27 protein-coding genes are annotated in these 23,267 nt (G+C 68.6%); 19 read left to right on the top strand and 8 right to left on the bottom strand.

Translation table 11 applies throughout. The annotated features are described in order from the left end of the window. Positions 1-11: 11 nt before the first annotated feature. On the bottom strand, positions 12-1,127 hold the full coding sequence (gene gcvT / locus ACM26W_RS02455) for a glycine cleavage system aminomethyltransferase GcvT (protein ID WP_416139290.1): 1,116 nt from the start codon (positions 1,125-1,127) through the stop codon (positions 12-14). 364 nt (positions 1,128-1,491) lie between these two features. Between gcvT and gcvH the strand changes: the two genes are divergently transcribed. Both gcvH and gcvP read left to right on the top strand, forming a co-directional pair. Beyond that, positions 1,492-1,884 carry a glycine cleavage system protein GcvH gene (gene gcvH, locus ACM26W_RS02450; RefSeq protein WP_416139289.1) on the top strand — a complete coding sequence of 131 codons (393 nt, stop codon included), beginning with the start codon at positions 1,492-1,494 and terminating at the stop codon, positions 1,882-1,884. Between the two features lie 142 nt (positions 1,885-2,026). Next, positions 2,027-4,930 (top strand): aminomethyl-transferring glycine dehydrogenase, encoded by a 2,904-nt coding sequence (gene gcvP / locus ACM26W_RS02445; protein ID WP_416139288.1) that lies wholly within the window; start codon positions 2,027-2,029, stop codon positions 4,928-4,930. Positions 4,931-5,049: 119 nt separating this feature from the next. Here the strand turns inward: gcvP and ACM26W_RS02440 are convergent, their stop codons facing one another. After that, positions 5,050-5,835, bottom strand: coding sequence for a DUF3750 domain-containing protein (locus ACM26W_RS02440; protein WP_416139287.1), 786 nt, complete (start codon positions 5,833-5,835; stop codon positions 5,050-5,052). A 77-nt stretch (positions 5,836-5,912) separates the two neighbouring features. Between ACM26W_RS02440 and ACM26W_RS02435 the strand changes: the two genes are divergently transcribed. Next, on the top strand, positions 5,913-6,851 hold the full coding sequence (locus tag ACM26W_RS02435) for a tetratricopeptide repeat protein (protein ID WP_416139286.1): 939 nt from the start codon (positions 5,913-5,915) through the stop codon (positions 6,849-6,851). 78 nt (positions 6,852-6,929) lie between these two features. Here the strand turns inward: ACM26W_RS02435 and ACM26W_RS02430 are convergent, their stop codons facing one another. Continuing rightward, a complete protein-coding gene (locus ACM26W_RS02430) occupies positions 6,930-8,138 on the bottom strand; it encodes a MalY/PatB family protein (protein ID WP_416139285.1) in 1,209 nt (402 codons plus the stop codon). Between the two features lie 41 nt (positions 8,139-8,179). On the opposite strand from ACM26W_RS02430, the gene ACM26W_RS02425 reads away from it, so the two are divergent. From ACM26W_RS02425 to ACM26W_RS02390, 8 genes are all read left to right on the top strand, one after another. Then, the gene (locus tag ACM26W_RS02425; RefSeq protein WP_416140798.1) at positions 8,180-8,614 is read left to right on the top strand and encodes a hypothetical protein; all 435 of its coding nucleotides are present in this window, start codon (positions 8,180-8,182) and stop codon (positions 8,612-8,614) included. Positions 8,615-8,660: 46 nt separating this feature from the next. Then, the gene (locus tag ACM26W_RS02420) at positions 8,661-9,473 is read left to right on the top strand and encodes a hypothetical protein (protein ID WP_416139284.1); all 813 of its coding nucleotides are present in this window, start codon (positions 8,661-8,663) and stop codon (positions 9,471-9,473) included. Between the two features lie 76 nt (positions 9,474-9,549). Further along, entirely contained in the window at positions 9,550-9,957 is a 408-nt protein-coding gene (locus tag ACM26W_RS02415) for an acyl-CoA thioesterase (protein ID WP_416139283.1), read from the top strand. Then, entirely contained in the window at positions 9,954-10,424 is a 471-nt protein-coding gene (gene ybaK, locus ACM26W_RS02410; protein ID WP_416139282.1) for a Cys-tRNA(Pro) deacylase, read from the top strand. The genes ACM26W_RS02415 and ybaK overlap by 4 nt, the downstream gene beginning before the upstream one ends. 82 nt (positions 10,425-10,506) lie before the next feature. Continuing rightward, entirely contained in the window at positions 10,507-10,833 is a 327-nt protein-coding gene (locus tag ACM26W_RS02405) for a hypothetical protein (protein ID WP_119023727.1), read from the top strand. Beyond that, complete coding sequence (locus ACM26W_RS02400; RefSeq protein WP_416139281.1) at positions 10,805-11,350, top strand: DUF501 domain-containing protein; 546 nt, start codon at positions 10,805-10,807, stop codon at positions 11,348-11,350. Before ACM26W_RS02405 ends, ACM26W_RS02400 begins: the two co-directional genes overlap by 29 nt. A gap of 42 nt (positions 11,351-11,392) precedes the next feature. Continuing rightward, complete coding sequence (locus ACM26W_RS02395) at positions 11,393-11,515, top strand: hypothetical protein (protein WP_416139280.1); 123 nt, start codon at positions 11,393-11,395, stop codon at positions 11,513-11,515. 135 nt (positions 11,516-11,650) lie between these two features. Then, entirely contained in the window at positions 11,651-12,205 is a 555-nt protein-coding gene (locus ACM26W_RS02390; protein WP_416139279.1) for a TIGR00730 family Rossman fold protein, read from the top strand. A gap of 53 nt (positions 12,206-12,258) precedes the next feature. On the opposite strand, the gene ACM26W_RS02385 is transcribed toward ACM26W_RS02390, so the two are convergent. Both ACM26W_RS02385 and ACM26W_RS02380 read right to left on the bottom strand, forming a co-directional pair. Further along, positions 12,259-12,759 carry a hypothetical protein gene (locus tag ACM26W_RS02385; RefSeq protein WP_416139278.1) on the bottom strand — a complete coding sequence of 167 codons (501 nt, stop codon included), beginning with the start codon at positions 12,757-12,759 and terminating at the stop codon, positions 12,259-12,261. 71 nt (positions 12,760-12,830) lie between these two features. Further along, on the bottom strand, positions 12,831-13,346 hold the full coding sequence (locus ACM26W_RS02380) for a tetratricopeptide repeat protein (protein ID WP_416139277.1): 516 nt from the start codon (positions 13,344-13,346) through the stop codon (positions 12,831-12,833). Between the two features lie 226 nt (positions 13,347-13,572). On the opposite strand from ACM26W_RS02380, the gene ACM26W_RS02375 reads away from it, so the two are divergent. Together ACM26W_RS02375 and yaaA are read left to right on the top strand one after the other, a co-directional pair. Beyond that, complete coding sequence (locus ACM26W_RS02375) at positions 13,573-14,604, top strand: NADP(H)-dependent aldo-keto reductase (protein ID WP_416139276.1); 1,032 nt, start codon at positions 13,573-13,575, stop codon at positions 14,602-14,604. A 112-nt stretch (positions 14,605-14,716) separates the two neighbouring features. Then, positions 14,717-15,496, top strand: a complete 780-nt coding sequence (gene yaaA / locus ACM26W_RS02370) for a peroxide stress protein YaaA (RefSeq protein WP_416139275.1) — start codon at positions 14,717-14,719, stop codon at positions 15,494-15,496. A gap of 146 nt (positions 15,497-15,642) precedes the next feature. Here yaaA and ACM26W_RS02365 read toward each other — a convergent pair whose 3' ends face one another. After that, a complete protein-coding gene (locus ACM26W_RS02365; RefSeq protein ID WP_416139274.1) occupies positions 15,643-16,218 on the bottom strand; it encodes an isochorismatase family protein in 576 nt (191 codons plus the stop codon). A gap of 117 nt (positions 16,219-16,335) precedes the next feature. Between ACM26W_RS02365 and ACM26W_RS02360 the strand changes: the two genes are divergently transcribed. Then, complete coding sequence (locus ACM26W_RS02360) at positions 16,336-17,157, top strand: Tim44 domain-containing protein (protein ID WP_416139273.1); 822 nt, start codon at positions 16,336-16,338, stop codon at positions 17,155-17,157. A gap of 80 nt (positions 17,158-17,237) precedes the next feature. Here ACM26W_RS02360 and ACM26W_RS02355 read toward each other — a convergent pair whose 3' ends face one another. Further along, positions 17,238-17,432, bottom strand: coding sequence for a hypothetical protein (locus tag ACM26W_RS02355; protein WP_416139272.1), 195 nt, complete (start codon positions 17,430-17,432; stop codon positions 17,238-17,240). 380 nt (positions 17,433-17,812) lie between these two features. On the opposite strand from ACM26W_RS02355, the gene ACM26W_RS02350 reads away from it, so the two are divergent. The 3 genes from ACM26W_RS02350 to ACM26W_RS02340 all read left to right on the top strand — a co-directional run bounded on the left by ACM26W_RS02350 (position 17,813) and on the right by ACM26W_RS02340 (position 20,520). Further along, positions 17,813-19,705: a beta-ketoacyl synthase gene (locus tag ACM26W_RS02350; protein ID WP_416140797.1), complete on the top strand. Its 1,893-nt coding sequence runs from the start codon at positions 17,813-17,815 to the stop codon at positions 19,703-19,705. After that, a complete protein-coding gene (gene coaD, locus ACM26W_RS02345) occupies positions 19,702-20,181 on the top strand; it encodes a pantetheine-phosphate adenylyltransferase (RefSeq protein WP_416139271.1) in 480 nt (159 codons plus the stop codon). Before ACM26W_RS02350 ends, coaD begins: the two co-directional genes overlap by 4 nt. 90 nt (positions 20,182-20,271) lie before the next feature. Next, positions 20,272-20,520: a YfhL family 4Fe-4S dicluster ferredoxin gene (locus ACM26W_RS02340; protein ID WP_416139270.1), complete on the top strand. Its 249-nt coding sequence runs from the start codon at positions 20,272-20,274 to the stop codon at positions 20,518-20,520. Between the two features lie 98 nt (positions 20,521-20,618). Here ACM26W_RS02340 and ACM26W_RS02335 read toward each other — a convergent pair whose 3' ends face one another. Continuing rightward, complete coding sequence (locus tag ACM26W_RS02335) at positions 20,619-20,933, bottom strand: hypothetical protein (protein ID WP_416139269.1); 315 nt, start codon at positions 20,931-20,933, stop codon at positions 20,619-20,621. Between the two features lie 210 nt (positions 20,934-21,143). Here ACM26W_RS02335 and ACM26W_RS02330 point away from each other — a divergent pair, with 210 nt between their 5' ends. Both ACM26W_RS02330 and ACM26W_RS02325 read left to right on the top strand, forming a co-directional pair. Further along, on the top strand, positions 21,144-21,767 hold the full coding sequence (locus ACM26W_RS02330) for a porin family protein (protein ID WP_416139268.1): 624 nt from the start codon (positions 21,144-21,146) through the stop codon (positions 21,765-21,767). A 71-nt stretch (positions 21,768-21,838) separates the two neighbouring features. Further along, on the top strand, positions 21,839-23,224 hold the full coding sequence (locus tag ACM26W_RS02325) for an MATE family efflux transporter (RefSeq protein ID WP_416139267.1): 1,386 nt from the start codon (positions 21,839-21,841) through the stop codon (positions 23,222-23,224). Positions 23,225-23,267 lie beyond the last annotated feature (43 nt).

Genomic DNA, 23,267 nt, shown 5'->3' with positions numbered 1-23,267 from the left:
TTGTGGGGAACTCACTTGCCGCGGTAGTAACCGGGCGTGACGAAGGGCGTCTTGCTCACCACCATCGGCAGGCGCTTGCCGCGCACCTCGGCATGCACCGTGGTGCCGACCTCGGCATGGGCGACGGGCACATAGCCCAGGGCCACCGGCTTGCCCACGCTGGGGCCGAAGCCGCCGGAGGTGACGATGCCGATCAGGTTGCCCTCGGCGTCGTACAGCTCGGTGCCCTCCCGCACCGGGGCGCGCCCTTCGCCGAGCAGGCCGACCCGCTTGCTGCTGTGGTCCTTGGCCTCCACCTGGTGGAGGATCCGGTCGGCGCCGGGGAAGCCGCCGGGGCGCTCGCCGCCATGGCGGCGCGGCTTGCCGATGGCCCAGATCAGGCCCGCCTCGACGGGCGTGGTGCCGGTATCGATATCATGGCCGTAAAGGCAGAGCCCGGCCTCCAGGCGCAGCGAGTCCCGCGCGCCCAGGCCGATCGCCGCCACCTCGCTCTCCGCCAGCAGGCGGCGCGCCAGGGCCTCGCTCCGGTCGGCGGCGACCGAGATCTCGAAGCCATCCTCACCGGTATAGCCGCTGCGGCTGATCCACACCGGAATGCCGTCGATGGTGAGGTGGCGATGCTGCATGAAGACCATCTCGCAGGCCTCGGGGCAGAGCCGCTGCATCACCTTGGCGGCCTGGGGCCCCTGCAGGGCGATCAGGCCGCGGTCGAGCTCCTCGATCTCGTGGCCTTCAGGCAGGTGCGCGCGCAGGTGGGCGATGTCCTGCTCCTTGCAGGCGGCGTTGACTACCAGATAGAGGTGGTCGCCGGCGTTGACCACCATCAGGTCATCGAGAATCCCGCCCTCTTCGCTGGTGAAGAGGGCATAGCGCTGCATTCCCTCTGGCAGGCCGAGAATGTCCGCCGGCACCAGGGTCTCCAGCGCCGCGGCCGGCGCGGGGCCGCGCAGCAGCAGCTGACCCATGTGGGAAACATCAAACAGGCCACAGGCGGCGCGGGTATGCTCGTGCTCTTTCTTGACGCCCTGCGGGTACTGCACCGGCATCTCATAGCCGGCGAAGGGCACCAGTCGGGCGCCCTGTTCAACATGAAGGTCATAAAGTGGGGTGCGTTTCAGTTGGCTCATCGCGGCGGCCTCTGCTTGCGGATCATGGGTGTCGGGCAGGTGATCGCCGTCGTGGCATCGAGGCGACGGGCCCGCTCGTGTGTCACCAGACTAGACCAGATTTCTTATAGGAAACAATAGGCGCGCACTGGAAACCTTTCCCTTCCTGGCGGGCCGTGACGACCATGGCGCCGAACAGCACCGCGCCCCTGCAAGTAGTCTTCTGTTTTTTATAACGATTACGGGGATCCGGAGTGACGCAGAAAGCACTTGGCATTTAAAACGATTCATTTATTCGAAAAATGAATAAACCAAGAGCTTGGCGGCGGCGCCGAATCGCCCTAGGATCATGGCTGTTGAAATAAATTTCGTATAGGAAACTCTCATGAGCTCAATTCCCGCCAACCTGCGCTACGCCGACAGCCACGAATGGGTCCTCGACAACGGTGACGGCACCGTCACCATCGGCATCAGCGACCACGCCCAGGAAGCGCTGGGCGACGTGGTCTTCGTGGAGCTGCCCGAGGTGGGCCGTACCCTCGCCCTCAAGGAGGAGTTCGGGGTGATCGAGTCGGTCAAGGCCGCCTCCGACCTCTATGCCCCGGTGGCCGGCGAGGTCATCGCCGTCAACGAGGCCCTCGAGGACGCCCCCGAGACCGTCAACGAGGCGCCCTACGAGGGCGGCTGGGTGATGAAGGTGCGCCTGGACGACAGCGCCCAGCTCGACGACCTGCTCGACGCCGACGGCTACGCCGCCGTGGCCCAATCTGACGACTAAGCCCGACGACTCAGCCCGACGACTGGGCCCGATGTCTGAGCCCGCTGCGATTACCCGTAGGCCCCGGCCGCCCTGGCCGGGGCCTTGATCCCCGTTCCCGCGTCGTCCCCGCGACGGCCCTGACCCACGCTACGGTGCCCCCATGCCGATCGACACTCGCCGCCTGGCCGACCTGGCCGACCTGGCCGCCCACGATGACTTCCTGCAACGCCACAACGGCCCCCGCGAGGCGGACGTGACGGCCATGCTGGCCACCCTCGGGGTGGAGAGCCTCTCGGCGCTGATCGAGCGCACCGTGCCCGCGGATATCCGCCTGGGCCGCGAGCTCGCGCTGGACCCGCCCAGGAGCGAGGCCGAGGCGCTCGACTACCTCCAGCGCCTGGCGCGCCAGAACCGCGTGTTCAAGAGCTATATCGGTCAGGGCTATCACGGCACCCACCTGCCGCCGGTGATCCAGCGCAACGTGCTGGAGAACCCGGGCTGGTACACCGCCTACACCCCCTACCAGCCGGAGATCTCCCAGGGGCGCCTGGAGGGGCTGCTCAACTTCCAGCAGATGGTCATGGACCTGACCGGCATGGAGCTGGCCAACGCCTCGCTGCTGGATGAGGCGACCGCGGCCGCCGAGGCCATGGCGCTGTGCCATCGCGCCAACAAGAAGGCCAAGAGCGAGGTGTTCTTCGTCGCCGACGATGTGCTGCCCCAGACCCTGGACGTGGTGCGCACCCGCGCGGCCTACTTCGGCTTCGAGCTGGTGGTGGCGCCGGCCGAGCAGCTCGCCGAGGTGGACGCCTTCGGGGCGCTGCTGCAGTACCCCGGCGAGAGCGGCCGGGTCCACGACCTGGCGCCGCTGCTCATTGCCGCGCGGGAGCGCGGCATCATGACCTGCGTGGCCGCCGACCTCATGGGCCTGGTGCTGCTCAAGGAACCGGGCGCGCTGGGCGCCGACATCGTCATCGGCACCACCCAGCGCTTCGGCGTGCCGATGGGCTTCGGCGGGCCCCACGCGGCCTTCTTCGCCACCACCGACAAGCTCAAGCGGTCGATCCCGGGGCGCATCATCGGCGTCTCCCAGGACAGCCGTGGCGGCCAGGCGCTGCGCATGGCGATGCAGACCCGCGAGCAGCATATCCGCCGCGAGAAGGCCACCTCCAACATCTGCACCGCCCAGGCGCTGCTGGCCAACCTCGCCGGCTTCTATGCCGTCTACCACGGCGCCGAGGGCCTGCGCACCATCGCCGGGCGCATCCATCGCCTGACCACGCTCCTGGCCCTGGGCCTCCAGGACAAGGGCGTTCGGCTGGTCCACGACAGCTGGTTCGACACCCTGCGCCTGACCGGGGTGGACGCCGGCAAGCTGCACGGCCGCGCCCTGACCCGCGAGATCAACCTGCGCTACTTCGCCGACGGCGACGTCGGCGTGAGCCTCGACGAGACCACCACCGCCCGTGATCTCGACGTGCTGTTCGACGTGCTGCTGGGCGAGGAGCATGGCCTCGCCGTCGGCGCCCTGGACGAGCGCGCCCTGGCCGAGGGTGCCAGCGGCATTCCGACGGCGTGCCGGCGCGAGAGCGACTTCCTGACCCACCCGACCTTCACCCGCTACCGCAGCGAGACCGAGATGCTGCGTTACCTCAAGCGCCTCGAGAACAAGGACCTGTCGCTGACTCATGCGATGATCCCGCTGGGCTCGTGCACCATGAAGCTCAACGCCACCAGCGAGATGATCCCCATCACCTGGCCGGAGTTCGCCGAGATCCACCCCTTCGTGCCCCGCGACCAGGTGGCCGGCTACCAGCAGATGATCGACGAGCTCGCCGCCTTCCTGGTGGAGATCACCGGCTATGACCATATCTCCATGCAGCCCAACTCCGGCGCCCAGGGCGAGTACGCCGGGCTGATCGCCATCCGCCGCTACCAGGCGGCCATCGGCGAGGGCCACCGCGACGTCTGCCTGATCCCCAGCTCCGCCCACGGCACCAACCCGGCCTCGGCGGCCATGGTCGGCCTCAAGGTGGTGGTGGTGGAGTGCGACGCCCTGGGCAACATCGACACCGACGACCTGCGCGCCAAGGCCGCGGCGCACCGCGAGGCGCTCTCGGCGATCATGATCACCTACCCCTCCACCCACGGGGTGTTCGAGACCAACGTGCGCGAGGTGTGCGCGATCGTCCACGAGCACGGCGGCCAGGTCTACGTGGATGGCGCCAACATGAACGCCCAGGTGGGCCTGGCCCGCCCCGGCGACTTCGGCGGCGACGTCTCCCACCTCAACCTGCACAAGACCTTCTGCATCCCCCACGGCGGCGGCGGCCCGGGCATGGGCCCCATCGGCGTCAAGGCGCACCTGGCGCCCTTCGTGTCGAACCACGTGGTGACGCCCATCGCCGGCGTCAACGCCGACTGCGGCGCGGTCTCGGCGGCGGCCTTCGGCTCGGCGTCGATCCTGCCGATCTCCTGGGCCTACATCAAGATGATGGGCGCGCGCGGCCTGCGCGAGGCCACCGAGCTGGCCATCCTCAACGCCAACTACGTCGCCGCCCGGCTCGGCGAGCACTACCCGGTGCTCTACCGCGGCGAGAACGGCAGCGTGGCCCACGAGTGCATCATCGATATCCGCCCGCTCAAGGCGGCGTCCGGGATCAGCGAGGAGGACATCGCCAAGCGCCTGATGGACTACGGCTTCCACGCCCCGACCATGTCCTTCCCGGTGCCCGGCACGCTGATGATCGAGCCCACCGAATCGGAATCGCGCTACGAGATCGACCGCTTCTGCGACGCCATGATCGCCATCCGCGAGGAGATCCGCCGGGTCGAGGCCGGTGACTGGCCGGCCGACGACAACCCGCTGGTCAACGCCCCGCACACCCAGGCCGACCTGATGGACGAGGCCTGGGAACGCCCCTACGCCCGCGCGCTGGCCGCCTTCCCCACCGCGGCGACCCGGGCGGCCAAGTACTGGCCGGCGGTGAACCGGGTCGACAACGTCTTCGGTGACCGCCAGCTGATCTGCTCCTGCCCGAGCATCGATGAGTACCGTGATTGATCGGCGTGACGGATCGGCGTGATAGATCGAGCGGTGCAACTGAGTGACAAGCGCCCGGCCTGACAGGTAAGCGGCCCCGCCCTCTGGCGGGGCCGCTTGCGTTGGCACGAACGGTTGAGTCAGGGCTCCACAGGGGCCTCGCCACTCGCCCCCTTGACCAGGGGGGCCATGCCCAGGCGCTCCACGCCGGGCAGCTTGAGCGCGGGGCGGCGCAGGTCGATCCCCACGACCAGACCCAGCAGGTTCAGTTCCACCCCCTCGTCGACGCCCAGGGTAAGGCCAAACACGCCGCCCAGGGAGGCGGTCAGGCCGCGACCCCCCGGCGCCATCGCCAGGGGGCCGTCGAGCAGGTAGTCCTTGCCCACCGCGGTCACCGGCAGCACCGCCTCGAGCCCCGGCACCTCGCGCACCACCCAGGCGGTAAAGGTGTTGCTGTTGGGGCCCGGCCAGGCGCGGTAGGCTTGCGGGGCGGGATAGGCCGCCACTGCCGCCTCGATGGCCGGGATCAGTCTCTCGGCGGGCGCGCCGCGGTAGTCCGCCAGCAGCGCTGGGGCGCTGCCGTACCAGGCGCGGTCGGGGGTGGAGGCAGTCTCGCTGACCCGCGCCGGACGCCGCCAGCTCATCACGTGATGCAGACGCCACCGCTCGGCGCCGGCCTCCCGTGTGGCGATCCAGGTGTGCACGCCGAAGGCGCCCCGCCACCCCCAGGCGCGAGCGGCATAGAGCTGCACGACCGCCTCCGGCGCCTCGGCCGGCGCCGGCGCCAGCCCCGCCGGCTCGCGCCCCGCCGAGGCCCAGTGTCCACCGGCCGCCACCTCATTGGTGGCTAGCATCCACAGCGGTCCCGCCAGCAGCAGCGAGAGCAGCAGTACCAGTCCGGCCAGCAGCCGCAGCAGGATCCCCATCGCGCCCCTCCCCTTGAATACGCCCGTCGTCACCCGCATCTCCTCTGGAAATCCACTCAGCTCCGGGAACCCCAACCATGCCCATCGTCGATCCGCGCACCGGTGAGCCCCTCGCCGCCGACACGCCTGCTGGCGCCAGCGATCCAGCCCCCGCCCCCGCCGGCGAGGCACCCGAGGTGATCGTCGACGCCGACGCCAGCAATATCCAGCAGCTGCTGGAGCTCTCCATGCAGGTGCCGGTGCTGCTCGACTGCTGGGCCCCCGGGTCCGAGCCCTGCAAGAACCTGATGCCGGTGCTGGAGAAGCTGGCCCGCGAATACCAGGGCGCCTTCATCCTGGCCAAGCTCAATATCGACGAGAACCAGGAGATCGCCGCCCAGCTCGGCGTGCGTTCGGTGCCCGACGTCAAGCTGATCAGCCAGGGCGGCCTGGTCGACCATTTCCAGGGGGCACTGCCCGAGAAGCAGGTCCGCGAGTGGCTGGGCCGCTACTTCCCGGCCCCGGAGGACGCCCCGGCCAGCCCCGAGGAGCAGGCCGCCGAGGCCCTGGCCGCCGGCGATGCCGCCACCGCTCGCGCCCTCTATGAGGAGCTGGTGAAGCAGAACCCCCAGCACTACCCCTATCAGGTGGAGCTGGCCCGGGCCCTGGTCGCCGAAGGCAGCGCCGCGGACGCCCGCGCCCTGCTCGACAACCTGCCCCCGGAGGAGCGCGACGCGCCCCCGGCCCGCGGCGTGCGCGCCAGCATCGAGTTCGGCGAGGAGGCCCCCGATGCCGAGGCACTTGCCGCACTCGGCGAGCGCGACGACAGCGAGGCGCAGTACCTGCGCGCCCTGCGCCGGGTGGCCGACGGCGACTACGAGACCGGCCTCGACGCCCTGCTGGCGCTGATGAAGGCCGATCGCGCCTACGGCGACGATGCCGCCCGCAAGACCCTGCTGCGGGTCTTCGATGCCCTGGGCGCCGACCACCCCCTGACGGTCACCTACCGTCGCAAGCTCTTCGCCCTGCTTTACTGAAACGCGCTACGCGCTGGTGAGCGCTTCGCTTGTGAATTGTGAGCACGCTACGCGCTTGTGAGTGGTACCACTCACCACTCACCCACAAAGCACAGCATCCAGCCGCCCCAGGGCGGCCTCCAGCTGGATCGCCGTGGTGCCAAAGTTGAGCCGGGCGAACCCAGGTGTGCCGAAGTCGGCACCGTCGGAGAGCGCCACCCCCGCGCACTGGAGCAGCGCCTGCCGGGGCGAGGCCTCGCCCTTCAGCGATGGCGCACCGCGCAGGTCGAGCCAGGCCAGGTAGGTAGACTCGGGCGCGCTCATGGCCACCCCCGGCCAGCGCGCCACCCGCTCGCTGAGCGACCGGCGATGGCCGCGCAGCACCTCGAGCAGCGCCTGGCGCCAGGGCTCGCCCTCGGCGTAGGCCGCCTCGGCGGCCACCAGCCCCAGCACGTTGCCGTCCGGCGTCAGCCCCTTGGCCACGGCGGCGAAGCGTCGGCGCAGCGCCGGGTCGGGGACCACCGCACAGGCGGTGGTCAGCCCCGCCAGGTTGAAGGTCTTGGAGGGCGCCCAGAGGGTCAGGGTGCGTGACGCCAGCTCGGGAAAGGCCGCCGCCAGCGGCACGTGCCGGGCGCCTTGGTCCAGCAGCAGGTCACAGTGCAGCTCGTCGGAGACCACGAAGAGGTCGTGGCGCGCCACCAACTCGGCCAGGCCGGCCAGCTCGTCGCGGGTCCAGACCCGACCAGTGGGGTTGTGGGGATGGCACCACAGCAGCAGCCGTGTGCGCGGGGTGATCGCCGCTTCCAGCGCCGCGAGGTCGAGCCGCCAGGGCTCGCCTGGGGCCGCGGGCTCTGCCATCGCCGCCTGCTGGGGCGTACGTCCGGTGCGTTCGGCCACCCGCAGGAAGGGCGGGTAGATGGGTGTCACGGTGAGCACGCCGTCGCCCGGCTCGGTCAGCGCCAGGCTGGCCAGGTGAAGCGCTGGCACTACCCCGGGCAGCCACAGCTGCCAGTCGGGCTCGATGCGCCAGCCGTAGTGGCGCTCGCTCCAGGCGCACAGTGTCTCGCGCAGTGAATCCGGTACCAGGCCATAGCCGAACACCCCATGGTCGACCCGGGCGTGCAGCGCCTCGAGCACCGCCGGGGGCGAGACGAAGTCCATGTCGGCCACCCACATCGGCAGCACCTCGTCGCCGTAGCGGTGCCACTTCTGGGATGGCCAATCGGACGGCCAGTCGGATGGCCCGTCGGGAGGACGCCCGCCCGACGGGTGCCGCCGCGCCACGGGCGTGGCAAAATCGAACGCCATGTCTCACTCCTCATCAAGGCCAGGAAACCATGACCAAGACCATGCCCCAGGACGGCTTCTATGCCAAGGTTCGCCGCGGACTGCCCGCGCTGATCGACCAGTGGCGGGCACTGGGTCAGGGCGACGCCGACCGCCTGGCGCTGATCCTGGCCGAGACCGCCCGCGTCGCCAAGCTGGGCCAGCCGGAGGCCACCCCGGACGGCGCCACCCTGGCGGCCTGGGCCGAGCCGGAGGCCGGCGAAGAGATTCCGCTGTGGGCGGCTCGCACCGCCACCTTCCTGCTGGTGCAGATGCCCGCCCGGCCGCTCCCGAAAAGCGACGACGAGGCCTGCGCCTGGGCCTACTGCTGGCTGCGCAACCGTGACTTCGCCGACCACGAGAGCGCCGAGGCCGCCCTGCCCGCCCACCTGCACGGGCCGCTGACCGCGCCCCTCAAGGCCGCCTGGCTGGACCGCCAGGGCCTGCGGCTGATCTAGCCAGCCGCCCTCGACACAGCCATCACAGAACAACAAGGATCACCCAATGGACGTCCCCCTGAGCTGGCAGTTTGCCAAGCTGGCGATATCGATCGGCATGGTGCTGGGTCTCGGCGCCATCGCCGTGCGCGTCAGCCCGCGCGTCGCAGGGCTGATGGCCGGCTACCCCCTGGGCACCGCCATCGCGCTGTTCTTCATCGGCCTGGAGCTCTCCACGGGCTTCGCCGCCGAGAGCGCGGTGCACACCCTGGCCGGCTTCACCGCCACCCTGGCGCTGGGCGGTGGCTACCTGCTGGCCGGGCGCCGCCCAGGCCTGCCCGGTGTGATGGCCGGCACCGCGGCGGGCCTGGCCGCCTTCCTGGCGGTGAGCCTGCTGCTCACCCGGGTGGAGTTCGATCGTATCACCGGCACCCTCACCACCCTGGCCGCCATCCTGCTCTTCACCTGGCTCTACCGGCGGGTGCCGGACAGCGCTGCGCGCCCCTCGGGGCGCTTCTCCTGGGCGGCGCTGGGCGTGCGCGCCCTGCTCGCCGCCGCGATCATCTTCGCGATCACCGGCATGGCTCACTTCCTGCCCCCGGCCTGGGCCGGCGTGATGGCCGCCTTCCCGGTCACCATGTATCCCTTCCTGGTGATCCTGCACCTGACCCACGGGCCCGGCCCGGTGGCCACGGTGATCAAGCACTACCCGGCGGGGCTCGGCTCGCTGCTCAGCTACACCCTCTGCGTGTCGTTGGCCTACCCGGTGCTGGGGCTTGGCCTCGGTACCCTCGCCGGCTTCGCCGTGGCCACCCTGTGGCTGCTGGGCTGGACACGTCTGCAGGCGTGGCAGCAGACCAGACGCCTCCCCCAGGCTTGACCGAGCGCTTGCTTGGGGCAAAGCTATTCTGCCTGAATGATGATCACCGCGACGAATACCACAAGGAGCCCCTGCCATGTTCACCCGCACCGTCGAGCCCGCCTTCTACGACACCGACGCCCTGGGCCATATCAACAACACCCGGCTGCCGGCCTGGTTCGAGCTGGCCCGCAACGACCTCTTCCGCCTTTTTACCCCGGACCTGGACCCGCGCAAGTGGCGCCTGATCATGGCCCGCATGGAGGTGGAGTACCGCGCCGAGCTGCAGTACGGCAGCGAGATCGAGATCCGCACCTACGTCTCCCGGCTGGGCAACAGCTCCTTCACGGTGACCCAGGAGGCCCACCAGGACGGCAAGATGACCAACATCGGCCGTACCGTGATGGTCCACTTCGACCATCAGAGCAAGAAGGCCGTGCCCATCGAGGGTGCACTGCGCGAGGCGCTGGAGTCACACGTGCGGGAAGAGCCGGTCGCCGCATGACCCCGGCCGTCAAGCAGCTCGAGAAGGCCGGCGTCGCCTTCACCCTGGCAGAATACGCACACGACCCGCGCACACCCGCCTACGGCGAGGAGGCCGCCCGGGCGCTGGGGCTCTCCCCCGACGAGGTGTTCAAGACCCTGCTCGCGAAGCTGGATGACGGCCGGCTGGCGGTGGCCATCGTGCCGGTCTCGCGCCAGCTCGACCTCAAGGCCCTGGCCCGCGCCGCCGGTGCGCGCAAGGCCACCATGGCCGAGGCCGAGGAGGCCCAGCGCGCCACCGGCTATGTGGTCGGTGGTATCAGTCCGCTGGGCCAGAAGCGCCGCCTGGCCACCTTCCTGGACGAGAGCGCCGAGTCGCTGGCGGCGATTCACGTCAGCGGCGGACGCCGCGGGCTGGAGATTCGCCTGGCCCCCACCGACCTGGCACGCCTCACCGGCGCACGGCTAGCCCCGCTCGCCAGGGGCTGAAGCGGCGAGCCAAACGACGTGCCACGCTGTCCCAATCACATGGCCGGCTCGGCCGACACCCGATCCCCGACAGGAGGTGGTCATGGCCATCCGCTACGACCTCTGGCTGGACCCCGACAACGTCGCCCGGCACCGCGCCGTGGAGGCTGACCTGATCCGCTACTTCGTCGAGCGCTTCGCCGACTATCCCCACATCCGCTTGTTCGGTGCCGACCCCTACGATTATGATGCCCCGTTCAATCGACTCTACGACGTGCTGATGGCCCGGGCCGCGGACTACTGCGAGCGGGAGTGGCGCTATGCGCCCACCCCCGAGCAGCTCAACCGCGCCTTCTTCCTGGCCGTCGGCCAGTCCAACAAGTTTCTACGGGACCCCGACGATGGTGATCCGCACCGATCAGACTCCTGACGAGCGCCAGCTGGCGATCATCACCGCGCAGCTGGGCCGTGCACCCCGCGGCATCGAGGCCGTGGCGGCCACCGACAGCGAAGGCATCCCGCTGGTGCTGCGCATGGCGCCGATCGTCGACGGCAAGCCCTTTCCGACTCTCTACTGGCTCTGCTCCGAGCGGCTCAAGGTGGAGATCTCGCGCATCGAGGCGGTCGGCGTGATCAAGCAGCTGGAGGCACGCCTGCAGGAGGAGCCCGAGTTCCTCGCCGCCTACCACGCAAGCCATCGCGACTACGTGGCGGCCCGCTGGCGCTGCATGAGCGAGGCACAAAAGGCTGAGATAATGCGGCTGGGCTACGATAGCGTGCTCAAGGAGCGCGGCATCGGAGGCATCGCCAACTGGGACCAGGTGCGCTGCCTGCACACCCAGTACGCCCATCACCTCTGCGGTGACAACGTCATCGGCCAGTGGATGGACGCCGAGTACGGCGTGGCCGACTGCCTGCCCGGAGGGTCCCGACCCCATTCCCCCTGACCATGAAGCGCCCCACTCTCGACACCCGCCAAGGAGCCCCTGATGTACGTCGATACCCATGTCGTTGCCAGCCTCGCCCTGATCGCCAGCATGTTCGTGATCACCGGCGTCGGCATCAAGCTGCTGCGCCAGGCCATGAAGCGCGACGCCGAGGCCACACGCTGAGCCGACGGCCAGCGACACCCCGTGAAGGGCGCCATGTGGCGCCCTTCGCCGTTTCCGGGCTTGCGGAGGCTGACGCGTGACGCCAGCATAAGGCCCCAGCAAGGAGGCGAAAGTGCCTCTGCCAAGGAGAAGAGCATGCCAAGATTCTGCATCTACCTGGGGTCACGGGACGGCCACGACCCCCAATTCCTCGAGACTGCCCGCGAGCTGGGGCGTGAGCTGGCCCGGCGCGGCCACACCCTGGTCTACGGCGGGGCCCGCATTGGCCTGATGGGCGCCTTGGCGGATGCCGCCCTGGCCGAGGGGGGCGATGTGATCGGTGTGATGCCGGACCACCTGGTGGAGCGTGAGCAGGCCCACCGCGGCCTCACCGAACTGATTCGGGTGCGCAACATGCACGAGCGCAAAGCCAGCATGGCCACCCACGCCGACGCCTTCGTGGTGCTGCCCGGCGGCATCGGCACCCTGGAGGAGTTCTTCGAGACCTGGACCTGGCACTACCTGGGGCTCCACGACAAGCCCATCGGCGTGCTCGACAGCGCTGGCTTCTACAGCCCCCTACTGGCCTTCCTCGACAGCACCGTGGAGCACGGCTTCCTCAACGCCCGCACCCGTGCCGAGCTGTTCGATGCCGCGGAGCCCGGCGAACTGTTGGATATCCTCGAGGCACGACTTGCCGAGCCGGCCTGACACCTCAGCCCCGGCTCAGGCGTCGTCGGCCAGCTCGCGGGTGCGCTGCCGGCTCAGGCGTCGTCGGCCAGCTCGCGGGTGCGCTGGTAGGTGAGCTGCAGCAGGCGGGCGTCCTCGCTGGCGCGGTGCCGGCGAATTCCCATCTCGGCCACCAGCGCCTCGCGAGTGGCATGCCAAAGGGCAAGCTGCCCTTCGCTGAGCAGCTTGCGCAGCGTCTCCAGGCGGAAGGCCGGCAGCATGCCGGCATGGTGGAAGAGTAGCGACAGCCAGGTGTTGTCGTAGCCCCAGCTGTCGCTGTAGGCGATGCCGAGCTCGCCGAGCTCGTCGTTGAGCCAGCGCGCCACCTGGCGTACCGGGTGCCCCTCGCGATGCAGACGTGCGCGGCTGATGCCGTGCAGCAGTTCGGCCTTGGGATCCCAATGGGTCCATTCAGGCAGGGGAAGAATCAGGAAGGCACAGCTGCTGCCATCGGGGCGGGCCAGGCCGACCTCGATGGGGTAGCTGCCGCGCCCGAACCCGGACGCCTCGATATCGAGCAGTGTCGGTAGCGTCACGGGAGCGCGGAACCTCGAGGCCGAAGCTTGGGAAGGGGGAGGGCCGGCGCATCGCTACGCCCGGCGTCGACCTAGTGTCGCGTCTCGGCTTCGCCGCTGTCCAGAGCATCACACAGTTCGATGGCCTGGTCGGCCAGCTGCTGCCAGTGGGTGGCACGCTCGCCATCCACCGGCAGGCCCAACTGGCCCTCGCGGTAGGCGCGGGCCAGTCGGGTGGCCGCCAGGGGGTGGCCGTCCTCACCGGCGCGGGCGTACCAGGTCACCGCGCGATCGTCACGGCGCTGGTAGAGGGCGCAGCCGTGCTCGTAGATCTGGCCGGCCTGGTACTGGGCACGAACATCGCCGGCCTGGGCCGCTTCCAGCACATAGCGAGCACCACGGGCCTTGTCCTGAGGCGTCAGGCCGCGGTGGAAGAGCATGTGGCCATACACAGACAGCGCCGCCGTGTGCCCGGCATCGGCGCAGCGCTGGAAGAGGTGCATGGTCAGCCGCTGGGTACGCGGTGAGCGGGGGAGCCAGCGAGTATGGAACAGCTGCTCCGCCAGGCGGTATTCGAGCCGGGTGATCAGTGATGATGCCTGTATCATGGCCAGTAACCGGGTCCTGTTGACGCGAATAAAGACGCACCCACCATCCTGTGTGCGGCGTCTGCTCTGTGTACAAACCTGACCGCCCCCAGGCTCCGGAGGGCGGAAGCGGCGGCCAGCATACGCCCGGCCCGCCCGGGACTCAACCCTGGCCATTTGCCGCCCCTGCCGGGCTGCCGCTACCATGCCGACTTGCACATTCGCAGATCCGCCAATGGAGTAGAGAATGCAGACGCGACCGCTGGGTACCACCGGCATCGAGGTCAGTCGCCTGTGCCTGGGCACCATGACCTTCGGCGAACAGAACAGCGAGGCCGAGGCCCATGAGCAGCTCGACCGCGCCGTGGCCTTCGGCATCAACTTCATCGACACCGCCGAGATGTACCCGGTCCCGCCGAAGGCAGAGACCCAGGGGCGCACCGAGGCCTATATCGGCAGCTGGCTGAAGCAGCGCGGCAGCCGCGACGACGTGATCATCGCCACCAAGGCCGCGGGCCCGGGCCTGGAACATATCCGCGGCGGCCCGCGGCTGACCCGCGAGCACCTCCATCAGGCCATCGACGAGAGCCTCGCCCGCCTGCAGACCGACTACGTCGACCTCTACCAGCTGCACTGGCCGGACCGGAAGACCAACTTCTTCGGCAGGCTCGGCTATGAGCACGTCGACGAAGAGGACGCCACCCCGCTGGAGGAGACCCTCGCCGCCCTCAAGGAGCTGGTGGATGCCGGCAAGGTGCGCGCCATCGGGCTCTCCAACGACACGCCCTGGGGGGTGATGCGTGCCCTGCAGTTGGCCGAGACCCTGGGCCTGCCGCGGGTCGCCTCGGTGCAGAACCCCTACAACCTGCTCAACCGCATCTTCGAGGTGGGCCTGGCCGAGATCGCCCACCGCGAGCAGGTGGGCCTGCTGGCCTACTCGCCGCTGGCCTTCGGGGTGCTCTCCGGCAAGTACCTGGAAGGTGCCCGTCCCGAGGGCGCGCGACTGACGCTGTTCGAGCGCTTCCAGCGCTACACCAACCCCCAGGCCGAGGCTGCCACCGCCGAGTACGTGCGGATCGCCCGCGACGCCGGCCTGGACCCGGCCCAGATGGCACTGGCCTTCATCAATTCGCGCCCCTTCCTGACCAGCAACATCATCGGCGCCACCAGAATGGAGCAGCTCGAAAGCAACCTCGAGAGCGAGTCCCTCAAACTCGATGCCGAGGTACTCGAGGCCATCGAGGCGGTGCACCAGCGCCAGCCCAACCCGGCCCCCTGACCCGGGTTCGGCCCTGCCGGGCGCCGCCGCAGAGGGGCTATCGCGGCAATAGCCCCTCTGCGGCGGCGCCCTTGGTATACTCGGGGCACTTCCCCAGGATCAGGAGCGCCCCATGCTGAGCGTGATCTCGCCCGCCAAGACGCTGGACTTCGAGACCCCGGCCACCACCGCCATGCACTCCGAGCCGGATTTCCTCGATCGCAGCCGGGAGCTGATCGAGATCCTGCGCGACGTCTCCCCCCAGCGCCTCAGCGAGCTGATGGGCATCAGCGACAAGCTGGCCGCCCTCAACACGGCGCGCTTCGCCGAGTGGCATACCCCCTTTACCGCAGAGAACGCCAAGCCCGCCGCCCAGGCCTTCCAGGGTGACGTCTACATGGGGCTCGAGGCGGATACCTTCAGCGACGACGACAACGCCTTCGCCCAGAAGCACCTGCGCATCCTTTCCGGGCTCTACGGCCTGCTGCGCCCGCTGGACCTGATCCAGCCCTACCGCCTGGAGATGGGCACCAAGCTGGAGAACCCCGCCGGCCGCGACCTCTACGCGTTCTGGAAAGGTACCCTCACCGAGGCGCTCGACCGCGCGGTGGCACAAAGCGGTAGCCCGGTGCTGGTCAACCTCGCCTCCAACGAGTACTTCAAGGCGATCGACCCCAGGAAGCTCCAGGCGCGAGTGATCACCCCGGTGTTCAAGGACGAGAAGAACGGCAAGCTCAAGATCATCAGCTTCTACGCCAAGAAGGCCCGCGGCCTGATGGCAGCATGGATGATCCGCGAGCGCCTGGACGGCCCGGAGGGCCTCAAGGACTTCGACGTGGCCGGCTATTCGTTCAATGCCGCCATGAGCGAGGGCGACACCCTGGTCTTTACCCGCCCCGAGGGCGCCGCCTGACCGACCGGGAGCGCCGATCGTCCGCGGTGGGGGGGCCAGCCATCAGGCTTCCGCCATCGCCGATAAATCGGGCTCCCACGCTGATGGTGGGAGCGCAGATTCTGCGCGAAGGGGAGATGAAGGCCTTTCAGGGCGTCACGCCCCTTCTAGGCAAACACCAGCGGGCGCGCCGAGCGCCCCTTGAGGAAGCGGCGATGGGCCTGCTTGAAGCGCTCATCGTCGCAGCGGTGCAGCCACTCGTAAGCCACCATGTCGGCGCTGACCGGCACCGCCCCGGCCTGCATCATCCGCTCCCGGGCCAGGCGAGCCTCGCCGGCGCGGCGACTGGCACAGGCCTCGACAAGCCAGTAGACCTCGTAACCCGCCGCCAGCAGGCCGAGACCCGTCTGCATCACGCAGATATGCGCTTCGGTGCCGCACAGCACCACCTGGCGCTTGCCGATTTCCGCCAGCGCCGCGGCAAACGCCGGGTTGCCACAAGCGTCAAAGGTCATCTTCTGCCACAGCCGGTGCCCAGGCACTGCGTCCAGCAGCCGTGGCTCGCTGCCGCCCAACCCCTCGGGGTACTGCTCGGTGAGCCACACCGGCACCTCGATCGACTCGGCCAGGCCGCCCAGCCAGGCCGCCTCGGTCGCCGCCTGGTCGCCGTGCTCGATCACCGGCAGCAATCCCGCCTGCAGGTCGACGATCAGCAGCAGGCTCTCCTCTCGTGTCAGACGCATGGCGTGGTCTCCTCGTGCTTGTTATCGGTTTTTATGGTGCCCCCCAGCATAGCCGGTAGAATGATTCGACTCGACCTTCCCACCCCCTACCCAGACCAATATCGGAGACACCCCCTGATGCGACATCTGCTTGTCATGCTGGTCGTCGGGCTCTTTACCCTCGGGCCGGCGCTGGACTACGCCGAGGCCCGCCGCATGGGCGGCGGGGGCAACGTCGGCAGCTTCTCCCGCTCGGCGGACCGCCCCGCCGCAGCGCCCAACCAGGCCACCCCCGCCCGCCAGGGCCAGCAGGGTGCCGCGGCCGGTTCGCGCATGCCCGGCATGCTGGGCGGCCTGCTCGCCGGAGGCCTACTCGCCGCGCTGTTCTTCGGCGGCGCCTTCGACGAGCTGCGCCTGACGGACATCCTGGTAATGGCCGGCCTGGCCTTCCTCCTGTTCCGGCTCTTTGCCCGCCGCCGCCCGGCCGTGGCCGGCGCCGCCGAGCGCGAGGTCTCCGCACAGCCCCAGGCGGCCCAGCCCTTCCAGGCCACCGCCCCGCTGGGCGGCAGCGCCGCCTTCGCCAGCGAGCCGGAATGGTTCGACCGCGAACGCTTCCTGGGCGGCGCCAAGGAGCACTTCATGACCCTGCAGCGCGCCTGGGACAACAACGACTTCGCCGGCATCCAGGAGTACGTGACCCCGGAGCTCTACAACCTGCTGCGCGCCGAGCGTGACAGGCACCCGGCCAACAACCGCACCGAGGTGGTGCGCCTGTTCGCCGAGCTGGGCATGGTCGAGGAGGTCGGCCAGCAGGCCGAGGCCAGCGTGGTCTTCCACGGCATCCTCGACGAGAACGGCGAGCACAACGAATTCAACGAGACCTGGCACCTGGTCCGCGACCTTAACGACGGTGCCCCCTGGTACGTGCAGGGCATCGAGCAAAACGAGCAGACCCAGTAACGAGCAAGCTCAGCAGCGTGTAACCGCAGAAAGGCCGGGCGAGATCGCCCGGCCTTTCTGCATCAGGACCGCATCGGCCATCAGTTGCCCTCGGCGGCGTCCTGGATGGACTCGCCCATCTCCTCGACACCCTCGCCGGCATCCTCCATGGCCTCATCGATCTCCTGGCCGGCCTCCTCGGCGGGGCCGGGCTCGTCCTGGCAGCCCACCAGGCCCGCCGCCAGCATGCCGACCAGCAGCGCCAGGCCCAGCTTCTTGAGCATCTCGTGTGTCATTGGGGTGTCTCCTCCTGAGTCGTTTCCTTGAAAGGCGGCCGCCGGGGCGACCACGCCCCTTACCCTAGCCAACTCCCACCGCTGCCACCACTACGTGATGCAACACCTGGTAACCGACAGCAACTCCGATCGCGAAGAAAAAAAGGGCGCACCTCGAGGAGATGCGTCCATGACCACTCAAACAACCGTTTTATCCTGGCATGACCCTCGTTCGATTTCAAACGGCCGTTCCATATCCGTGCCGACGTTTGCCCGCGGCATCCCCATGACGCCGCCACGGAGCGGGTGCTATGATCCATGGCCTGATACCTGTAACGACTCGTAGACATCAACAGCACAACGAGGAACCCGGCTTGCCACATTTACCGGTGATCGTCGGCATGGGCGGCGTGAACCCCGCCGGCAGAACCTCGGGCCACCAGGCGTTTCGTCGCACCGTGCTCGACGCCCTGCCCGACGACGACCAGGCCCGCACCTTGCTGGGCCTGGCGGCCATGATGCGCCTGGCCAGCGCGGATGAGGCGGGTGGCTGGCAGGACGCCGACGGGCGGCCCCTCGAGGCCGCCGAGATCGTCGCCCAGACCCGCCAGCAGGTGCTCGACCACACCCTGATCCGCCGCATCGAGGATCCCCGCTTCAACGAGGCGGGCCTGCCCGCCAATCGCCGGGCCAGCCTCGAGTTGGATGCCCCCCTGACCTTCCGCATCCGCCGCCGCCAGCTGCCCGTGGACCTGCCCCCCGCCTGGCAGGTTCGCGAGCTCGACCGCCACACCCTCGAGGTAACGGTACCCACCGGCAGCATGGAGGTGATGCTGCCGGAAAATCGCCCGGCCCAGGTGCGCACCGCCGGCCAGCTACCCAGCGGCTTCGAACCCAGCAAGCTCTACCGCAGCGTGCACCACCCCCGGGGGCTCTCCATGGCGATCTTCGCCGCCAGCGACTGCCTGGGTGACAGCGGCCTGTCATGGGACAGCCTGCGCGACCGCCTCGACCCCGACGAGGTCGCCGTATACGCCGGCAACTCCATCGGCCAGCTCGACGACGAGGGCTGGGGCGGCCTGCTCAAGAGTTTCGTCTCCGGCAACCGCGCCACCTCCAAGCAGATGCCGCTGGGCTATGGCCAGATGCCGGCCGATTTCCTCAACGCCTACGTGCTGGGCAGCGTGGGCGGTACCGGGGCGGCGCTGGGCGCCTGCGCCAGCTTCCTCTACAACCTGCGCCTGGGCGTTGACGACATCCAGGCCGGCCGCCGCCGGGTGGTGATGGTGGGCACCGCCGATGCCCCGGTGACCCCGGAGATCATCGAGGGCTTCCGTGCCATGGGCGCCCTGGCCGATGACGACAGCCTGAAGGCGCTGGACGCCCTCAGCCTGCTCACCGATGCCGACTACCAGCGCGCCTGCCGGCCCTTCGCTCGCAACTGCGGCTTCACCATCGCCGAGTCCAGCCAGTTCGTGATGCTGATGGACGACAGCCTGGCAATGGAAGTGGGCGCCGAAATCCTCGGCAGCGTGCCCGGCGTCTTCGTCAACGCCGACGGCTGGAAGCGCTCCATCTCCGCCCCCGGTATCGGCAACTACATCACCCTGGGCAAGGCCGCCTCCCTGGTGCGCGAGATAGTCGGCGAGGAGGCGCTGCGTCGGCGCACCTTCCTCCACGCCCACGGCACCAGCACCCCCAAGAACCGGGTGACAGAGTCCCACGTCTTCGACATGGTAGCCCGAGCCTACGGCATCCATGACTGGCCGGTGGTGGCGGTCAAGGCCTACGTGGGCCACTCTCAGGGCAGCGCCGCTGGCGACCAGCTCACCAGCGCCCTGGGCAGCTTCGCCCACGGCTTGCTGCCCGGCATCAGCACCCTGAACGCCGTGGCCGACGATGTTCACGCCGAGCGCCTGCGCCTCTCCCGGGAGCCCATGCGCCTTGAGGCAGACGCCGCCTTTATCAACGCCAAGGGCTTCGGCGGCAACAACGCCACCGGCGTGCTGCTCTCCCCGGCGGTGACCGAGCGCCTGCTGCTGGCCCGCCACGGCGAGACTGCCGTGGCTGCCTGGCAGGATCGCCGCGAGGCCACCCGCGAGGCCGCCGCCGACTACCGCCGCCGCGCCGACCTGGGGCATTTCACCGCCCGCTACCGCTTCGGCGAAGGGGTGCTGGAAGGCCCCGAACTCACCATGAGCGACGAGGCGCTGCAGATTCCCGGCTATGCGCGCCCCGTTTCCCTGGCGGTGGACAACCCCTACGGACGACTCCCGGACGCTGAGAACCGATGAACATTGCTGTCTATCCCGGCACCTTCGACCCCATCACCAACGGCCACTTCGACCTGATCGAGCGCGCCTCGCGGCTCTTCGACAAGGTCGTGGTCGCCATCGCCACGAGCCCCGGCAAGGGGCCTGCCTTCGACATCGATTCGCGGATCGCCCTGGCCAGGGAGGTGGTGGCAAGCCTGGACAAGGTCGAGGTAGTCGGCTTTTCGGGGCTGATGACCGAATTCATGAAGCAGCAACAAGCGCGCATCCTGCTGCGCGGCCTGCGTGCGGTATCGGATTTCGAGTACGAACTGCAGTTGGCCAACATGAATCGCGCCCAGATGCCGGAGCTCGAGACCGTCTTCCTGACTCCCGCGGTGGAGAACTCCTACATCTCCTCCACCTTGATCCGCGAGATCGCCAAGCTGGGAGGCGACGTCTCGCAGCACGTTCATCCCAGGGTCGCTGCGGCGCTGAAGAGCCTTTATAATACCTGACCATCAGAATCGGGTTTCGCCTTCCGCCGCCTCCACACCGGCGGAAACTCGCCCCATGCGCCCGACCAGAACTTCCGTGAGGTAGCCCCCATGGCCCTGATGATCACCGACGAGTGCATCAACTGCGATGTCTGCGAGCCCGAATGCCCCAATGGCGCCATCTCGCCGGGGGAGGAGATCTACGTCATCGACCCCAGCCTATGCACCGAGTGCGTCGGCCACTATGACGAGCCCCAGTGCCAGCAGGTCTGCCCGGTGGACTGCATCCCGCTTGACCCGGAGCGCGAGGAGAGCCGCGACGAACTGATGGCCAAGTACCACATCATCACCGCGGCCTGAGCAGCGCCCCCTCGCCTCTTCGCTCTCCTTGAAACACAGAACGCCCCGCTCTCGAGCGGGGCGTTCTGTTTTCCAGGCAAGAAGGGGCTGGAAGCGCCCTACATCTCGTCGGCGCGGCGGCTCACCGTGCACCCCAGGCAGCGCCGGAAGGTCGCCTCGGCGGGGGTCTTGATCAGCGTCTCGGCGGCGCTGTCCACCCCGCCCCCCAAGGCAGTGAAGGGCAGCGAGACCAGAAACACCGCGGTGCCGGCCACGGTGGCCACCGCCAGCAGCGGCCGGGCGACCAGCGCATCGACCACCATGGCCCCGCCGCTGGGTTGGGCCTCCATGCGCTGCTGCTGGGCCACTGCCGGCGAGCTTCCCAACATCGCCACCAGCGCCAGTACGAAGAAGAATACGGTCCGCTTGCCCATCTCTGTCACTCCCCTGATCCCTGCCGTCTTGGCGGTGTCTGTCATGCTTGCCGCACCCGCTACCAGTCATACCGAGCATGGCGCTCATCATCATTAGGTTCTAGAATGCTCGAGGTTACATCCTTTCACAGGATCTTACATCAGGGTAGACGGCTTTGCCCGCTTGCCCAACCCCGCAGGCCCCGCCTGCCACACCATGCAATGGAGAGCATGATGAAGCGTCTTATCGCCACCGCCGCCCTGACCACCCTTTTTGCCGCCCCCGCCTTCGCCCAGAGCTACCCCGGCGTGCCGGATGAAGGTGTCTATGTTGGCACCGCTCTAGGCCAGTCCAAGCTAAAATTCGACATGGGTAGCTTTTATCGAGACCTCGGCTATCCAAATGTAAGTTCTGACGATACTGACACTGCCTTCAAGCTGTTTGTCGGCTATCAGTTCAACCCCAACTTCGCCGTGGAGGCCAGCTACGTCGACTTTGGGGACTTCACTGCAAATTCATCGGCACCCGGCTACTCAGCACAAGCCAAGCTGAGCATGGATGGCTTCACCGCAGCACTTGTTGGCAAACTCCCCATCCAGGATGGCTTTAGCGTCTACGGCAAACTTGGTCTGATCGCCTGGGATGCAGATCTCAAAGAAAGCGAACAGTTCATGGGTTCATCTGCTTCTGCAAGCTATGGTGAAGATGGCACCGACCCCTTCTACGGTATCGGCGCTGAGTATGTGGTCAACCAGGTCATGATGCGCCTCGAGTTCGAGCGCTACGACCTGAGCGAAGGTGGAGACGACTTCGAGATCGACCTGATCTCCGCCAGCATCGGCTACCGCTTCTAGGCCATCGCCCGCCAACCCATCCGCCCCGCCATCATGCGGGGCGGTTGCGTTATGGGGGCGGCGAGGCGAGGATGGCTCGTTTCACCCTCATCAGGCTTGCCGTGAACCGCACCTCTTCCGCCGGGGCCTCGCACCCCGACGCCTCCCGCCGGCGCATCTGGCTCCTGGCCTGGCCGATCATCCTATCCAACATCACCGTGCCGCTGCTGGGGCTGGTGGACACTGCAGTGATGGGCCACCTGCCGGATTCCCGCTACCTGGCCGGGGTGACGCTCGGCGCCACCCTGTTCAGCTTCCTCTACTGGGGCTTCGGCTTCCTGCGCATGGGCACCACCGGGCTGACGTCCCAGGCGGTGGGCCGCGAGAACGACAGCGACGTGCGCAACCTGCTCGGCCAGTCGCTGCTGCTGGCGGGCATGATCGGCGTGCTGCTGATCCTCTTCTCGCGCCCGCTGATCGGGCTGGGCCTGTGGCTGCTGGGCGGCAGCGAGGTCGCCACGGCACTTGCCGCCGAGTATGCCGAGATCCGCATCCTCTCGGCGCCTGCGGTGCTGGCCAACTACGCCATCCTCGGCTGGTTCCTGGGTCAGCAGAACTCCCGGGTGACGCTGGCCATCCTCGTGCTGACCAACGCCATCAACATCGCCCTCGACCTGCTGTTCGTGGTGGGCCTGGGCATGACCAGTGACGGCGTGGCCTGGGCCACGGTGATTGCGGACTACTCCGCCCTGGCCTTCGGCCTGTGGCTGGTCTCACGCCAGCTGAAGCTGCTCGATGGGCACTTCCTGCGCAGCCGGCTGCTGGCCCTGGCTGCCTATGGCGAGCTGTTCGCGGTCAACGCTAACCTCTTTGTGCGCACCCTGGGGCTGCTGTTCGCCATGGCCTTCTTCACCTCCCGCGGGGCGGCCCAGGGCGATACCGTGCTGGCCGCCAACGCCGTGCTGCTGCAGTTCATCATGCTCACAAGCTACGCCCTGGACGGCTTCGCCCATGCTGCCGAGGCCATCGCCGGCCGTGCCGTGGGTAGCCGGCGCTGGGACGAATTCGGCCAGGCGGTGAAGAGTGCCGCCTGGCTCTCGCTGGTCACCGCCGGGGCCGCGGCGCTGGCCTTCGCCCTCGGCGGCCAGTGGCTCATCGCCCTGCTCACCGGCCTGCCGGAGGTGCGCGAGACCGCCGCCGTCTACCTGCCGTGGATGGTACTGATGCCGCTGATCGCGGTATGGAGCTACCTGCTGGATGGCGTCTTCATCGGCGCCACGGCAATCCGCGAGATGCGCAACAGCATCTTCGCCGGGCTGGCCGCCTACCTGCCCACCTGGTGGCTCACCCAGGCGCTGCTGTCGGATTCGCTCACCAACCACGGCCTGTGGTTCGCTTTCATCCTCTTCGCCGCCGTGCGCTCGGCGGTGCTGGGAGCCTACTACCTACACCACCGCCGCACCCGCTGGCGCGCCTGAGAAACCGCAGCCAGCAGCCATAGGTGCCGGGGACGGAGGGCAA

The organism is Halomonas sp. HK25 (assembly GCF_047795635.1).
GTDB lineage: Bacteria > Pseudomonadota > Gammaproteobacteria > Pseudomonadales > Halomonadaceae > Halomonas.
Note: the sequence above shows the minus strand (reverse complement) of the source record. Positions and strands in the feature narration are given on the sequence as shown.

Excerpts from the sequence above, each read along its gene's own strand:
- gcvT (WP_416139290.1), bottom strand. The coding sequence starts at position 1,127 with ATGAGCCAACTGAAACGCACCCCACTTTATGACCTTCATGTTGAACAG.
- gcvH (WP_416139289.1), top strand. The coding sequence starts at position 1,492 with ATGAGCTCAATTCCCGCCAACCTGCGCTACGCCGACAGCCACGAATGG.
- gcvP (WP_416139288.1), top strand. The coding sequence starts at position 2,027 with ATGCCGATCGACACTCGCCGCCTGGCCGACCTGGCCGACCTGGCCGCC.
- ACM26W_RS02440 (WP_416139287.1), bottom strand. The coding sequence starts at position 5,835 with ATGGGGATCCTGCTGCGGCTGCTGGCCGGACTGGTACTGCTGCTCTCG.
- ACM26W_RS02435 (WP_416139286.1), top strand. The coding sequence starts at position 5,913 with ATGCCCATCGTCGATCCGCGCACCGGTGAGCCCCTCGCCGCCGACACG.
- ACM26W_RS02430 (WP_416139285.1), bottom strand. The coding sequence starts at position 8,138 with ATGGCGTTCGATTTTGCCACGCCCGTGGCGCGGCGGCACCCGTCGGGC.
- ACM26W_RS02425 (WP_416140798.1), top strand. The coding sequence starts at position 8,180 with ATGCCCCAGGACGGCTTCTATGCCAAGGTTCGCCGCGGACTGCCCGCG.
- ACM26W_RS02420 (WP_416139284.1), top strand. The coding sequence starts at position 8,661 with ATGGACGTCCCCCTGAGCTGGCAGTTTGCCAAGCTGGCGATATCGATC.
- ACM26W_RS02415 (WP_416139283.1), top strand. The coding sequence starts at position 9,550 with ATGTTCACCCGCACCGTCGAGCCCGCCTTCTACGACACCGACGCCCTG.
- ybaK (WP_416139282.1), top strand. The coding sequence starts at position 9,954 with ATGACCCCGGCCGTCAAGCAGCTCGAGAAGGCCGGCGTCGCCTTCACC.
- ACM26W_RS02405 (WP_119023727.1), top strand. The coding sequence starts at position 10,507 with ATGGCCATCCGCTACGACCTCTGGCTGGACCCCGACAACGTCGCCCGG.
- ACM26W_RS02400 (WP_416139281.1), top strand. The coding sequence starts at position 10,805 with ATGGTGATCCGCACCGATCAGACTCCTGACGAGCGCCAGCTGGCGATC.
- ACM26W_RS02395 (WP_416139280.1), top strand. The coding sequence starts at position 11,393 with ATGTACGTCGATACCCATGTCGTTGCCAGCCTCGCCCTGATCGCCAGC.
- ACM26W_RS02390 (WP_416139279.1), top strand. The coding sequence starts at position 11,651 with ATGCCAAGATTCTGCATCTACCTGGGGTCACGGGACGGCCACGACCCC.
- ACM26W_RS02380 (WP_416139277.1), bottom strand. The coding sequence starts at position 13,346 with ATGATACAGGCATCATCACTGATCACCCGGCTCGAATACCGCCTGGCG.
- ACM26W_RS02375 (WP_416139276.1), top strand. The coding sequence starts at position 13,573 with ATGCAGACGCGACCGCTGGGTACCACCGGCATCGAGGTCAGTCGCCTG.
- yaaA (WP_416139275.1), top strand. The coding sequence starts at position 14,717 with ATGCTGAGCGTGATCTCGCCCGCCAAGACGCTGGACTTCGAGACCCCG.
- ACM26W_RS02365 (WP_416139274.1), bottom strand. The coding sequence starts at position 16,218 with ATGCGTCTGACACGAGAGGAGAGCCTGCTGCTGATCGTCGACCTGCAG.
- ACM26W_RS02360 (WP_416139273.1), top strand. The coding sequence starts at position 16,336 with ATGCGACATCTGCTTGTCATGCTGGTCGTCGGGCTCTTTACCCTCGGG.
- ACM26W_RS02355 (WP_416139272.1), bottom strand. The coding sequence starts at position 17,432 with ATGACACACGAGATGCTCAAGAAGCTGGGCCTGGCGCTGCTGGTCGGC.
- ACM26W_RS02350 (WP_416140797.1), top strand. The coding sequence starts at position 17,813 with ATGGGCGGCGTGAACCCCGCCGGCAGAACCTCGGGCCACCAGGCGTTT.
- coaD (WP_416139271.1), top strand. The coding sequence starts at position 19,702 with ATGAACATTGCTGTCTATCCCGGCACCTTCGACCCCATCACCAACGGC.
- ACM26W_RS02340 (WP_416139270.1), top strand. The coding sequence starts at position 20,272 with ATGGCCCTGATGATCACCGACGAGTGCATCAACTGCGATGTCTGCGAG.
- ACM26W_RS02335 (WP_416139269.1), bottom strand. The coding sequence starts at position 20,933 with ATGGGCAAGCGGACCGTATTCTTCTTCGTACTGGCGCTGGTGGCGATG.
- ACM26W_RS02330 (WP_416139268.1), top strand. The coding sequence starts at position 21,144 with ATGATGAAGCGTCTTATCGCCACCGCCGCCCTGACCACCCTTTTTGCC.
- ACM26W_RS02325 (WP_416139267.1), top strand. The coding sequence starts at position 21,839 with ATGGCTCGTTTCACCCTCATCAGGCTTGCCGTGAACCGCACCTCTTCC.